A 12,809-nucleotide genomic window follows, 5' to 3' on the forward strand; every position below is an offset into this window, starting at 1 on the left:
TTGGATAGCCCTATGTTCGGTAACACCAACCTCACACAATTCATCTTCGGGCGGCTCACCTGGGAAGCGATCCCCTATCACGAGCCGATCCTGGTCGCGACGTTCATCGCCGTGGCGATCGGCGGCATCGCCGTCCTGGCGCTGATCACGAAATACAGGCTCTGGGGCTACCTCTGGACCGAGTGGTTTACCAGTGTCGATCACAAGAAGATCGGCGTCATGTACGTGATCCTGGCGCTCGTCATGCTGCTGCGCGGCTTTGCCGACGCGATCATGATGCGCCTGCAGCAGGCGATCGCCTTCAACGGCAACGAGGGCTATCTCAATCCGCACCACTACGACCAGATCTTCACCGCACATGGCGTGATCATGATCTTCTTCATGGCCATGCCCTTCGTCACCGGCCTGATGAACTATGTCGTGCCGCTGCAGATCGGCGCGCGCGACGTCTCCTTTCCGTTCCTCAACAATTTCTCGTTCTGGATGACGACGGCCGGTGCCGTGATCATCATGATGTCGCTGTTCGTCGGCGAATTCGCGCGCACCGGATGGCTTGCCTATCCGCCGCTGTCGGGCGCCGATTATAGTCCCGGCGTCGGCGTCGACTATTACATCTGGGGCCTGCAGGTCGCGGGTGTCGGAACGACCTTGTCCGGCATCAACCTGATTGCGACCATCGTCAAATTGCGTGCACCGGGCATGACGCTGATGAAGATGCCGGTCTTCACCTGGACGTCGCTCTGCACCAATATCCTGATCGTCGCCACCTTCCCGATCCTGACGGCGACGCTGGCGCTGTTGTCGCTCGACCGCTACGCCGGCACCAACTTCTTCACCAATGACCTTGGTGGCAACCCGATGATGTATGTGAACCTCATCTGGATCTGGGGCCATCCGGAGGTCTACATTCTCATTCTGCCGGCCTTCGGCATCTTCTCGGAAGTCGTTGCCACCTTCTGTGGCAAGCGGCTCTTCGGTTACGCCTCCATGGTCTATGCGACCTGCGTGATCATGATCCTGTCCTATCTCGTCTGGCTGCACCACTTCTTCACCATGGGGTCCGGGGCATCGGTCAACGCCTTCTTCGGCATCACCACGATGATCATCTCGATCCCGACGGGGGCGAAGATGTTCAACTGGCTCTTCACCATGTATCGCGGCCGCATCCGCTACGAAGTCCCGATGCTGTGGACGGTCGGCTTCATGGTCACCTTCGTCATCGGCGGCATGACCGGCGTCATGCTGGCCATCCCGCCTGCAGACTTCGTGCTGCACAACTCGCTGTTCCTGATCGCCCACTTCCACAACGTCATCATCGGCGGCGTCGTGTTCGGCCTGATGGCGGGTCTCGTCTACTGGTGGCCGAAGGCCTTCGGCTACAAGCTCGATCCGTTCTGGGGCAAGATGAGCTTCTGGTTCTGGCAGATCGGCTTCTTCTTCGCCTTCATGCCGCTCTACGTGCTCGGCCTGATGGGCGTTACCCGCCGCGTGTCGCAGTTCGAGGACCCGTCGCTGCAGATCTGGTTCGTCATCGCCGCCTTCGGCGCCGTGCTGATCGCGCTCGGCATCGCCTCCTTCGTCGTCCAGCTCGTCGTCAGCTACCTCAGGCGCGATCAGCTGCGCGACACGACGGGCGATCCGTGGAACGCCCGGACGATCGAGTGGTCGACCTCCTCGCCGCCGCCGGATTACAACTTCGCCTTCACGCCCGTCGTGCACGATCACGACAGCTGGTACGATATGAAGAACCGTGGCTACGAGCGTCCGCTCGGCGGCTTCAAGCCGATCCATATGCCACGGAATACCGGAACCGGCGTCATCCTCGCGGGTCTCAGCGTCGTGCTCGCCTTCGCGCTGATCTGGTACATCTGGTGGCTGGCGATCGTTGCGTTCGTTACCATGCTCGTCGTGTCGATCGGCCACACGTTCAACTACAAGCGGGATTTCTACATCCCTGCCGAGACCGTCACCGCAACCGAGGACGCCCGGTCCGAACTTCTGGCGGAGCGCACCTGAGATGGCGAACAAGACCCAAGTCGAAGCAACCGAAGCGCCGCAGTTCTACCTGGAGGAAGAGCACCATCCCGAAGGCAGCACCATGCTGGGCTTCTGGATCTACCTGATGAGCGACTGCCTCATCTTCGCCGTCCTCTTCGCCACCCATGGCGTGCTCGGGCGCAACTATGCGGCCGGTCCGTCGCCGGCCGATCTGTTCGATCTGCCGCTTGTTGCCATCAACACGGCAATGCTGCTGTTCTCCTCGATCACCTATGGTTTTGCCATGCTCCAGATGGAGCGCAACGCCAAGATGGAGACGATCTTCTGGCTTGGCGTGACCGCCGTGTTCGGCCTGGCGTTCCTCGGGCTGGAACTCTACGAGTTCTATCACCTGATCCTTGAGGGGGCAGGCCCGACACGCAGCGCGTTCCTGTCGTCGTTCTTCACGCTCGTCGGCACCCACGGCCTGCACGTCACCTTCGGCATCATCTGGATCGTGACGATGATGGTGCAGGTCAAGATGCATGGCCTGATCCCCGAGAACCGTCGCCGCCTGATGTGCCTGTCGATGTTCTGGCACTTCCTCGACGTCATCTGGATTGGCGTCTTCTCCTTCGTCTATCTGATCGGAGCCATCGGATGAGCTCACAGCCAAACAGCCTCACCCATGAAGATGCCGGCCAGGCCCATCACGGCCACAGCCACGGCCACCAAGCCGGCCACGGCTCGTTCAGAAGCTACATGATCGGCTTCGCGCTTTCCGTCGTCCTGACCGCCATTCCCTTCTGGTTGGTCATAGGCGGCGTGTTCGATAGCAAGCTGACGACGGCCGTCTTCGTCATGGGCCTCGGGGCCATCCAGATCGTCGTGCACATGATCTTTTTCCTGCACATGAACCCGCGTTCGGAAGGCGGCTGGACGATGATGGCGCTGATCTTCACGCTCATTATCGTCGGCATCGCGCTCGCCGGCTCGCTGTGGGTCATGCACCATCTGAACGTCAACATGATGCCGATGACGCACGAAATGATGAAGAACATGCCATGACGGCCCGTTGACGGCATGGCGATGAATGGGGGAGCGGCGAAGATCGAAGTGGGGGCAGAGCCTGTCCGCGCTCGCACCATTTTCACCGTCGCCCTGTCGGTGCTGATGGTGGCTTTCTTCGCCCTCGGCTCCTGGCAGGTGCAGAGGCTCTTCTGGAAGCTCGAGCTGATTGCCCGCGTCGATGCCCGGGTTCACGCCGAACCTGTTCCGGTTCCGCCCCCGGCCGAATGGCCCGGTATCAGCGCGGAAAAGGACGAATACCGTCGCGTGACCACGACCGGCGTCTTCGAGCACGAGAAGGAAGTGCTGGTCCAGGCGGTCACCGAGCGTGGCGCCGGCTTCTGGGTGATGACGCCGATCGTCCAGGACGACCGGTCGACCATCCTGATCAACCGTGGCTTTGTTCCGCTCGATCGGCGCGATGCTGCTGCCCGCTCCCAGAGCCGGACTTCCGGTGTTGTCGAGGTTATCGGCCTCTTGCGAATGCCGGAACCGGGTGGCGGCTTCCTGCGTTCCAACGACCCGACAGCCGATCGCTGGTATTCGCGTGACGTCGTTGCGATCGCCAGGGCCCAGGACCTGGCGAATATCGCACCTTATTTCATCGATGCCGACGCCACGCCCAATGCGGGTGGTCTCCCTGTCGGCGGGCTGACGGTGGTCAGCTTCCGCAACAGTCATCTCGTTTATGCGGTAACCTGGTATGTGCTGGCACTGCTGAGTGCGGCGGGCATCGTTGTCGTTTATCGCTCGCGGGCGGGCTGAAGGCTTGGCGATTGTGCGTCGGCGCGGATAGGTTTCACGAAAGACGGACATCTCTCGGGTGCGATAGCCGCAGATGCATCCTCGCCCGAACAGCCGCGCCACCGATTAACGATAAGCACAAAGGCCTCCCATGCAGTCAGTCAGCATCGAACAGGGCATCGAGGCCGCCGGCGTCGGGCTGTTCCAGCGTCGCCTCTTCGTCATCTTCGGCCTTGTCTGGGCGGCAGATGCTATGCAGGTGCTGGCAATCGGTTTCAGCGCGCCGTCTATTGCTGCGACGTTCGGCGTCACCATCCCGCAGGCTCTGCAGTCGGGCACGTTCTTCTTTCTCGGCATGCTCGTCGGCGCCTTTGTTTTCGGGCGGCTCGCCGATCGCATCGGCAGGCGACCCGTGCTGTTCATCGCGATCATCATCGACGCAATTTTCGGCATCGCGTCGGCCTTCGCAACCGACCTTACCTGGCTATTCGCGGCCCGTTTCCTCACCGGGCTTGGGGTTGGCGGCACGCTGCCGGTCGATTACGCCATGATGGCTGAATTTCTGCCGGCCAACCGACGGGGGCGCTGGCTGGTGCTGTTGGAGGGGTTCTGGGCCATTGGGACCGTTGCACTGGCGATCCTGGCGCTTGTGGCTGGCAGTCATGGCAGCGAGGCTTGGCGGATCATCTTTTTCATCACCGGCATTCCGGCGTTGATCGGTGTCGTCCTGCGCTTCTACGTCCCGGAATCGCCATTTTACCTGAACCGGCAGGGACATTCGACCGAGGCCCGCAGCGTCTTGCAGCGCATCGCTGATGTGAACGGACGGGATGTCGCCATCCCGCCGATCGTCCCTCAGGCTGCCGAGCGCAAATCGATTACAGCACTTCTATCGCCTGCGCTTCGCCGCCGGACGATCTTTCTGATGTCGGCCTGGCTGCTCATTTCCATCTCCTACTACGGCATCTTCGTTTACTTGCCGGTCAAGCTTGCCGGCGAGGGCTTCGGTTTCATACGCGGCGAAGTCTTTCTCGTCCTTCTGGCACTGGCCCAGTTGCCCGGTTACGCGTTGGCTGCCTATGGCGTGGAACGCTGGGGGCGGAAGGCAACATTGATCGGCTTTCTCCTCCTCAGCGCGGCCGGCTCCTTGGCCTATGCTCTTGGACAGAGCATGGAGCTTGTCGTTGCGGCCACGCTGTTGATGAATTTTGCCCTCTTGGGCACGTGGGGTGCGATCTATGCGTTGACGCCGGAAATCTATCCGACGAGCCTGCGCGCAAGCGGCATGGGCACGGCCGGCGCAATCGCCCGTGTCGGCGGGTTGCTCGCGCCGTCAATGGTTGCCCCGATCATGACGACAAGTTTCACGACCGCGCTCGGCGTCATTTCGGGCCTGCTACTGCTTGCGGCGCTGAGCGTGTCGCTGATCGATGCCGAACCCCGCAACAAGGGTCTCGCGTGAGAGGTGAGATGCAGCCTGTTCCAGTGCTCGCCTTTGATGATTTCGACTACTTGAACTCAATCACGACGACGGTCGCGGCCCGCGCGATATTCTGCAAGGCATCCAACAGGGATACGCCACTGCCGGTCTTGATGTGGTTGAGCGCTGCTGCATTTTTGAACGTCAGTTTGCATCGCCCGGGATAGCCCGGACCGCCGCCCTCGACCGCGTCCCAGAACGCGTCGAGGTTGCAGCCAAAGTCTCGACCAGCCACAGGATTCGTCACGGCAAGGTAGCGGCGCCAAAGATCCGCATCGGTCGCAATCCCCTGACAATCGATGACTAAGTGCTTCATTCATGCTGCTTTCGAGAAACCGTCGTCGGCACCAATAGGGCACCGGCGTGCCCGCTTCAATCGGCCGTGGTGCATCCGATGGCAGATCATTCGCGATGGAGCGTACAAGGGATGTTGCTTGCCGAAGTTGTGTCGAGAGAAGCTGTTAGTAAAGCCCGCCTGCGAGAAGCGGCAGCCACCTGTTAACCAATTGTTAACCATCCGTCGCCTAGATCACGGCAACGAAAAATTAACGAAGATGATCAAAGTGCTAACAGACGCTCGTTCGATCCGTATCAAGGGCCGCTCGTTCCTGAGCCTCGCGCTGTCGCCCGAGCTTCCGCTCGATTCGTGGCTGACACGGCTCGACGATCTGGCCGCTCGCTCGGCGGGTTTTTTTCTCGGCCGACCGGTGGTGCTCGATATCGTCGACCTCGAAATCGACCGGCCGCAGCTGAAGGGCCTGCTCGAAGAACTCGCCAGCAGGAACGTCCGCGTCCTGGGCATCGAGGGCGGACGTCCCTCGCTGTTCGAGCCGGGCATGCCACCCTCAATGAGAGGCGGCCGGCCGGCGCCGGAATTCGAGGCGGCAGCGGGCGAGTTGATCGCCGGTGAGCCGAAGGCACCTGAGGCTGTCTCCGTCATCGGCCAGGAAACGCCGGCGGCCAGAGCGAGCGCGTCGATCATCGTCAGGGAGCCGGTTCGTTCCGGACAATCGGTCATCTTTCCGGAAGGCGATGTCACCGTGATCGGGTCGGTCGCATCCGGCGCCGAAATCATCGCCGGCGGTTCGATCCATATTTACGGAGCGCTCCGGGGGCGGGCGCTGGCGGGTTCCGTAGGCAACACCTCGGCGCGGATCTTCTGCCGCCGGCTGGAGGCAGAACTGCTGGCCATCGACGGTGTCTACAAGACCGCCGACGACATGGCGTCCGAGCTTCGTGGACAATCGGTGCAGCTTTGGCTCGAAGACGACTCGATCATGGCAGAGAGACTTAACTGAGCCGGTGCCGGCCAGGAAACAGGAGCGGAAGATGGCGAAAGTAGTTGTTGTTACATCGGGCAAAGGCGGCGTCGGCAAGACGACGTCGACCGCTGCTCTCGGCGCAGCGCTCGCGCAGCGCAACGAGAAGACCGTCGTCGTGGATTTCGATGTCGGCCTGCGCAATCTCGACCTCGTCATGGGTGCCGAGCGCCGTGTCGTCTATGACATGGTCAACGTCATTCAGGGTGACGCCAAGCTGCCGCAGGCGCTGATCCGCGACAAGCGCCTGGAGACGCTCTTCCTGCTGCCGGCATCGCAGACCCGTGACAAGGACAGCCTGACGCCGGAAGGCGTGGAGCGTGTCATTAACGACCTGAAGAAGCATTTTGACTGGATTATCTGCGACAGCCCTGCCGGGATCGAGCGCGGTGCAACGCTTGCCATGCGCCATGCCGACATGGCCGTGATCGTGACCAATCCGGAAGTTTCCTCGGTTCGCGACTCCGACCGGATCATCGGCCTGCTCGACGCCAAGACAGAGAAGGCCGAGCGGGGAGAACGGGTCGAGAAGCACCTGCTCCTGACCCGCTACGATGCGCTGCGCGCCGAACGTGGCGACATGCTGAAGGTCGACGATGTCCTGGAGATCCTGTCGATTCCGCTGCTCGGCATCGTTCCCGAGAGCATGGATGTGCTCAGGGCATCCAACATCGGTGCCCCGGTGACGCTCGCCGACAGCAAGTCTGCGCCGGCGCTTGCCTATCTCGACGCCGCTCGCCGGCTTGCAGGCGAAACCGTGCCGATGACCATCCCGGGTGAAAAACGCGGTCTGTTTGGCAAGATCTTCGGACGGAGGGCAGCATGAGCATTTTCAGTTTCTTCAAAAAGCAGAGCTCGGCCCCGACAGCGCGCGAGCGCCTGCAGGTCTTGCTGGCGCATGAGCGCGCCTCCGTCGGCCAATCGGATCTCGTTGCGCTGCTGCGGGAAGAGATTCTTGCGGTCATCTCCAAGCACGTTCAGATCGACGACGACAAGGTCACCGTCAAGATGGACCGCGGCGAACACGTGACGACGCTGGAAGTCGACATCGAGATCCCGCTCGCCGCCGGTGCACGGGCGGCCTGAAAGCGGGTCCGCAGCACATGACGTCAGGCAGCAGGGGATGTCGATGGTTCAGATCATCCGTTCCCGTGCTGCCTGACGTATCCCGTCATGCTGTGCTACTGCATCGTCTTGCAGCGCCCTTGGCGTCCCTTTTGACGAGCGACTCTGTTGAGGTCCGCTATGTCCCATGAGCAAGTGGAATGCATTGTCGCGGGAGCCGGCGTCATCGGGCTGGCCGTCGCTCGCGTGCTTGCTCAAGCCGGCCGTGAGGTGATCCTCGTCGAAGCGGCCGATCGCATCGGCAGCGTAACGTCGTCGCGCAACAGTGAAGTGATCCACGCCGGAATCTACTATCCGGCGGGCAGCCTGATGGCGCGCTTGTGCGTCGAAGGCCGGGCCCTGCTCTATGCCTATTGCCGCGAGCGCGGCATCCCCCATCGGCAATGCGGAAAGCTGATCGTGGCGACCTCGGCCTTGGAGCTCGAGCAGCTGCCCGATATCGCGGTGCGCGCGGCGCGAAATGGTGTGCCCGATCTCCGGCAAATCTCGGCCGCGGATGCGCGCGACCTCGAACCGGCGCTTGCCACCACCGGCGCGCTGCTGTCGCCGGTAACCGGCATCATCGACAGCCACGCGTACATGATGTCGCTGCTTGGCGATGCCGAGAATGCCGGCGCGGTCTTGGCGCTCAACAGCCCCGTCGAGCGAGGCAAGGTGACCGATAGCGGTATCGTCGTCGACATCGGCGGCGCCGAGCCGATGAGCCTTGCCTGCCGGCTGTTCGTCAACGCCGCGGGCCTCGGCGCACCGATGCTGGCGCGCCAGCTTGAGGGCATGCCTCTCGGGCTCGTGCCGAAAGAGTACTATGCCAAGGGCGACTATTTCTCCCATGTCGGCAGGGCGCCGTTCTCGCGGCTAATCTATCCCGTACCGGTCAAGGGTGGTCTCGGCATCCATCTAACCATCGATATGGCCGGCCAGGCCCGTTTCGGCCCCGATATCGAGTGGGTCGACACATTGCACTATGACGTAGATCCGGCGAAGGCCGCATCGTTCTACGCCGGTGTCCGCCGCTATTTTCCTGACCTGAAGGACGGCGCGCTCGTGCCGGCCTATTCCGGTATCCGGCCAAAGATCGTGCCGCCGGAGGTGGCAAGCCAGGACTTCGTCGTGCAAGGACCAAGCGTGCACCGCGTGCCCGGACTGATCAATCTGTTCGGCATCGAGTCGCCCGGCCTCACCGCATCCCTAGCGCTGGCGAAGCTTGTGGCAGAAATCTAGGCCTGTGGGCAACTCAACCGTCGTTTGGGCCGCAGGACAGCTCGCCTAATCCGTAAACGACGGATGCCAGCTTTTCCGTTCCCCGGCGCAATTCGTCCGGTGTCAGCGAGGCATAGCCGAGCACCATACCAGCCCGGTCCGGTTTGCGCTCGAGATAGAGCGGCGACACGGGGTAGATGCCAATCCCGGCAGCCCCCGCGGTTTCGATCAGCCGCGTCTCATGCTGTGCGCTGATCTCATGGAACCAGACGACGACATGCAGCCCGGCCGATGTGCCGACGATCTCTATCTGTTCGCCAAAGGATGATGTCAGTGCCGAGACCAGGGCGGCGCGACGCTCGGCATTGGACCGGCGCATCCTACGGACATGCCGTTCGTATGAGCCTGCTTCCAGTAGGATTGCGAGCGCCTCCTGCTCAAGGCTCGGGCTATGCCGGTCGGCGATCTGCTTGCATCGCGTGAAGACCTCGATCAACGGCCGGGGAACCACGAGATAGCCCAGCCTGAGGGCCGGCGAGAGCGTCTTCGAGACTGTGCCGACATAAATGACCCGGTCACGATCCGCTTGAAACAGCGGCGGTATCGGCTTCACGTCATAGCGGTACTCGCCGTCGTAGTCGTCCTCGATGATATAGGCTCCGACCGCATAGGCCCATTGGAGCAACGCGTCCCGCCGGCTCTGCGGCAGGACGCCACCGAGCGGAAACTGGTGGCTCGGCGTCACGTAGGCGAGCGCTGATTTTCCACGGGACGGCAGGTGCCCCACGACAAGGCCGGCATGGTCGCAGGGAGCGGCAACGATTTCAGCGCCGGCGGCGACCATGATGTTGCGCGCCATGGCATAACACGGTTCCTCAACAATGACGCGGTCGCCGCGATCGACGAGAACGCGGGCGCAGAGATCCAGCGCCTGTTGCGAGCCGGAAACGACGACGATCTGATCGGCGTCGCAGCGGATGCCACGCACACGCCAGAGATAGCCCTGAAGTTGTTGTTTCAGGGCGGCGGAGCCGGCCGGATGCTCGTAGGAAAGGCTATCACGGCGGCGCAGCAGCGCCGCATTCATCGCCCGCCGCCACAGCAGCGTCGGAAAGTCGGCGGCGGCAATATCGCCATAGCGAAAATCGAACTCCAGTGCCGGCCGCCTCTCAGCATAGTGGATCGGAAGCTCCATCAGCCGGGCAGCATAGTCCGACATCGGCCATTCCAGGCGAGGCTCAGCCTGTCGGCTGTGTCGCGTTCCTGGCCCGGCCATATCCGAGACGATCGACGCCGAGCCCTGGTGGCTGATCACGTAGCCCTCGGAGACGAGCTGGTCGAAAGCGGCCGTGACCGTCGTGCGCGACACGCCCAGTTCCTCGGCGAGCGCACGGCTCGATGGCAGCCTGTCACCGGGCGCATAGACGCCAGCACCGATCTGCTCTTGCAGCTCAAGGTAAATGCGGCGGGCTGCGCCCGTGCGTTGTGATCTCCCACCGCTCAACTGGCCCAATGAAAATCTCCGAAACTGGACGTTTATTTTGTGCCAGTTAACGCCGATGCTGCGCGAAGTTCAAGGAGAGTTCCATGTACACGCCGCCAGCTTTTGTGGTCGACGACACCAGCGAAATACACGCGATGATGCGGGCATGCCGCATCGCCAATTTTATCACCGCGACGGCGCAAGGTCCCTTGGCGACACCGCTGCCGATGTTGCTCGACGCTGAGGAGGGAGAGATGGGTATGCTTTATGCCCACCTCGCCCGCCCCAATCCGCAGTGGCAAACGCCCATGATTGGCGATGGCCTCGCTGTCTTCATGGGTCCCGACGCCTACATCACCCCGGCCTGGTATGCAGCGAAGGCCGAGCATGGAAAGGTGGTTCCGACATGGAACTACACTGCTGTTCAAGCAAAGGGCCCGGTCGAGTTCTTCGATGATCCGGCCCGGCTGCTCGATGTCGTCAAGCGGCTCACTGATCTCCACGAGGCGGCGGCCGCAAAACCGTGGGCCGTCAGCGATGCGCCTGCGGCTTATATCACAGCGCAATTGCGCGGCATCGTCGGTATTCGAATGTCGATCACGCATCTGACAGGCAAACGCAAGCTGAGCCAGAACCGTCCAGAGCCGGACAGGATGGGCGTCAGGAACGGCCTTTCGGAAAGTCATCGCGATTTCGACCGCGTAATTGCGGACATGATCCCCGTTCCATCATCATCATCATGAGACAAGAGCATGTTCAAGTCTGATTTCGATCCACAACCCGCATTGAGCGGCGACGCCATCCTCCTCAGGCCGCTGCGGCCGGAAGACCTCGAGGGCCTTTACTTCGCAGCAAGCCATCCCGACGTCTGGGCAGGGCATCCAGCAACGGATCGCTACAAGCGGGAGAAGTTCGAGCCCTACTTCGCGTTGTTGCTTGCAAGCGAAACGACGCTCGTGGCGATCGATCGGCAAAACGACAGGATCATCGGATGCTCCCGCTATTACGTCGCTCCTGACATGCCGGACAGCATTTCGATCGGTTTTACTTTCCTCAACAACGCCTATTGGGGCGGCGGCACCAACTTCGACCTGAAGCGGCTGATGCTCGGCCATGCCTTCGGTACTTATCCGGAAGTCTGGTTCCATATCGCGCCGACAAACATTCGTTCGCAAAAGGCGACTGCCAAGCTCGGTGCGGCGCATGTCTATGACGCGATATTGGACCTTTCGGGCACGCCGTCGCCGTGGATGTGCTTCCGGCTGCGGCAGGACGATTGGAACCGTGTCGTCGCCGGCAGGGCCGAGGTCGCTTGATCCGCTTCGTTGCCGCGGTCAGGCTTTTCCCGGCGTCGAAAGTCAGTGCAAACAAGCGCAAACCCCGAGGATGGTCGCGCGAAGAAGGTTGTTTCGACTGACCTGGTTTCGCCGGCTCGTTAATCCATCGTTGCCCGCAAGGCGCGGATGATTTCCTCCGCGAACATCGAGGTGGCGAGGCCGTGGCTGCGTTTTTCGCGCTGGACGAGGGAAAGCACGTTCTTTCCGAATGTACGGTCGCGGATCTGCAGATAGGTGAGCACGCCGTTGCGTTGCTCCTCGGCAATATCGAACTTGCTGAGGAAGGCGATGCCGTCGCCGGCGGCGGCCAGGCACTTCATCGCCTCGATCGAGTTGGTCAGGAACGCCGGCTCGACCGTGAGCCCGGCATTGGCGAAGGCGTCGGCGACGATGCCGTGGATGAGCATCGACCGGTCAGCGAAGATGAGCGGATAGGGCTCGCAATGGGCGAGCGGCAGGGACTCCAGGCCGACGAGCGGATGTTCAGGTGAGACGACCGCGCCCAGCCGCGTATCCATCTTCCAGAGCGTTTCGAGTTGCGGCGACGGCGGCAGGTTGAAGGCGAGGCCGAGATCGGCCTCGCCGTCGACGACCGCCTGGACGATGTCGTGGATGAACATCACCCGGATCGAGATCTTGAGGCGCGGATGGCGGGCGCAGAAGTTGGCTGCCGCCTTGGGCACGATGCCGCCGGCGAGGCCGTTCATGGTGGCGATGATCACCTCGCCGCTCTGAAGCGCCTTGAGGTCGCGGATCTGGGCCTCGACCTGGCTGTATTCCTTGATCGTCCGGCGCACATGCGCGACGAGAATCTCGCCGGCGGGCGTCAGCCGCAGCCCTCTCGGCAAGCGTTCGAACAGCGGCTCGTCGATCATCTCTTCCAGTTGCAGCACGTGCTTGTTGATCGCCGACGCGGCCACGTTCAGCCGTTCGCCGGCGGCGCGGATCGAGCCGGATCTTGCCACTTCGTCGATGTAGCGCAGCACGCGCGAGTGCAACATCTTCCGTTTCCTTTGCTCCGAGTGCTCTCGAAAAGAGAACGATATGTGCAGAAAATACTGCTTTTCGGAAGCGGT

At 62.0% G+C, this 12,809-nt stretch carries 14 protein-coding genes; 11 read left to right on the forward strand and 3 right to left on the reverse strand.

Features of this window, described 5'->3' with window-relative positions:
- The first annotated feature begins 12 nt into the window (after positions 1-12).
- The 5 genes from cyoB (at position 13) to J3R84_RS20730 (ending at position 5,251) form a co-directional block, all read left to right on the forward strand.
- Positions 13-2,016, forward strand: a complete 2,004-nt coding sequence (gene cyoB, locus J3R84_RS20710) for a cytochrome o ubiquinol oxidase subunit I (protein ID WP_113569664.1) — start codon at positions 13-15, stop codon at positions 2,014-2,016.
- Position 2,017: 1 nt separating this feature from the next.
- Positions 2,018-2,641, forward strand: coding sequence for a cytochrome o ubiquinol oxidase subunit III (cyoC, locus tag J3R84_RS20715; RefSeq protein ID WP_025429525.1), 624 nt, complete (start codon positions 2,018-2,020; stop codon positions 2,639-2,641).
- Positions 2,638-3,045 (forward strand): cytochrome o ubiquinol oxidase subunit IV, encoded by a 408-nt coding sequence (gene cyoD / locus J3R84_RS20720; RefSeq protein WP_025429524.1) that lies wholly within the window; start codon positions 2,638-2,640, stop codon positions 3,043-3,045. Before cyoC ends, cyoD begins: the two co-directional genes overlap by 4 nt.
- Before the next feature lie 15 nt (positions 3,046-3,060).
- Positions 3,061-3,810 carry an SURF1 family protein gene (locus J3R84_RS20725; RefSeq protein ID WP_113569662.1) on the forward strand — a complete coding sequence of 250 codons (750 nt, stop codon included), beginning with the start codon at positions 3,061-3,063 and terminating at the stop codon, positions 3,808-3,810.
- A 130-nt stretch (positions 3,811-3,940) separates the two neighbouring features.
- Positions 3,941-5,251 carry an MFS transporter gene (locus J3R84_RS20730; protein ID WP_113569660.1) on the forward strand — a complete coding sequence of 437 codons (1,311 nt, stop codon included), beginning with the start codon at positions 3,941-3,943 and terminating at the stop codon, positions 5,249-5,251.
- Between the two features lie 46 nt (positions 5,252-5,297).
- Here J3R84_RS20730 and J3R84_RS20735 read toward each other — a convergent pair whose 3' ends face one another.
- Positions 5,298-5,585 carry a barstar family protein gene (locus J3R84_RS20735; protein WP_113569658.1) on the reverse strand — a complete coding sequence of 96 codons (288 nt, stop codon included), beginning with the start codon at positions 5,583-5,585 and terminating at the stop codon, positions 5,298-5,300.
- A 238-nt stretch (positions 5,586-5,823) separates the two neighbouring features.
- Here J3R84_RS20735 and minC point away from each other — a divergent pair, with 238 nt between their 5' ends.
- From minC to J3R84_RS20755, 4 genes are all read left to right on the forward strand, one after another.
- A complete protein-coding gene (gene minC / locus J3R84_RS20740) occupies positions 5,824-6,567 on the forward strand; it encodes a septum site-determining protein MinC (RefSeq protein WP_057207625.1) in 744 nt (247 codons plus the stop codon).
- A gap of 31 nt (positions 6,568-6,598) precedes the next feature.
- Positions 6,599-7,414: a septum site-determining protein MinD gene (gene minD / locus J3R84_RS20745; RefSeq protein WP_025429519.1), complete on the forward strand. Its 816-nt coding sequence runs from the start codon at positions 6,599-6,601 to the stop codon at positions 7,412-7,414.
- Positions 7,411-7,674: a cell division topological specificity factor MinE gene (gene minE, locus J3R84_RS20750; protein WP_025429518.1), complete on the forward strand. Its 264-nt coding sequence runs from the start codon at positions 7,411-7,413 to the stop codon at positions 7,672-7,674. Before minD ends, minE begins: the two co-directional genes overlap by 4 nt.
- Positions 7,675-7,833: 159 nt before the next feature.
- Positions 7,834-8,934 carry an NAD(P)/FAD-dependent oxidoreductase gene (locus tag J3R84_RS20755; RefSeq protein WP_203529161.1) on the forward strand — a complete coding sequence of 367 codons (1,101 nt, stop codon included), beginning with the start codon at positions 7,834-7,836 and terminating at the stop codon, positions 8,932-8,934.
- 13 nt (positions 8,935-8,947) lie between these two features.
- On the opposite strand, the gene pdxR is transcribed toward J3R84_RS20755, so the two are convergent.
- Complete coding sequence (gene pdxR, locus J3R84_RS20760; protein ID WP_113569656.1) at positions 8,948-10,426, reverse strand: MocR-like pyridoxine biosynthesis transcription factor PdxR; 1,479 nt, start codon at positions 10,424-10,426, stop codon at positions 8,948-8,950.
- A gap of 74 nt (positions 10,427-10,500) precedes the next feature.
- Here pdxR and J3R84_RS20765 point away from each other — a divergent pair, with 74 nt between their 5' ends.
- Positions 10,501-11,139, forward strand: a complete 639-nt coding sequence (locus J3R84_RS20765; RefSeq protein ID WP_057207622.1) for an FMN-binding negative transcriptional regulator — start codon at positions 10,501-10,503, stop codon at positions 11,137-11,139.
- Between the two features lie 9 nt (positions 11,140-11,148).
- Complete coding sequence (locus J3R84_RS20770) at positions 11,149-11,712, forward strand: GNAT family N-acetyltransferase (protein ID WP_063963281.1); 564 nt, start codon at positions 11,149-11,151, stop codon at positions 11,710-11,712.
- Positions 11,713-11,831: 119 nt separating this feature from the next.
- On the opposite strand, the gene J3R84_RS20775 is transcribed toward J3R84_RS20770, so the two are convergent.
- Positions 11,832-12,734: a LysR family transcriptional regulator gene (locus J3R84_RS20775; RefSeq protein ID WP_057207621.1), complete on the reverse strand. Its 903-nt coding sequence runs from the start codon at positions 12,732-12,734 to the stop codon at positions 11,832-11,834.
- Between the last annotated feature and the right edge of the window lie 75 nt (positions 12,735-12,809).

The organism is Ensifer canadensis, from assembly GCF_017488845.2.
Taxonomy (GTDB): Bacteria; Pseudomonadota; Alphaproteobacteria; order Rhizobiales; family Rhizobiaceae; genus Ensifer; species Ensifer canadensis.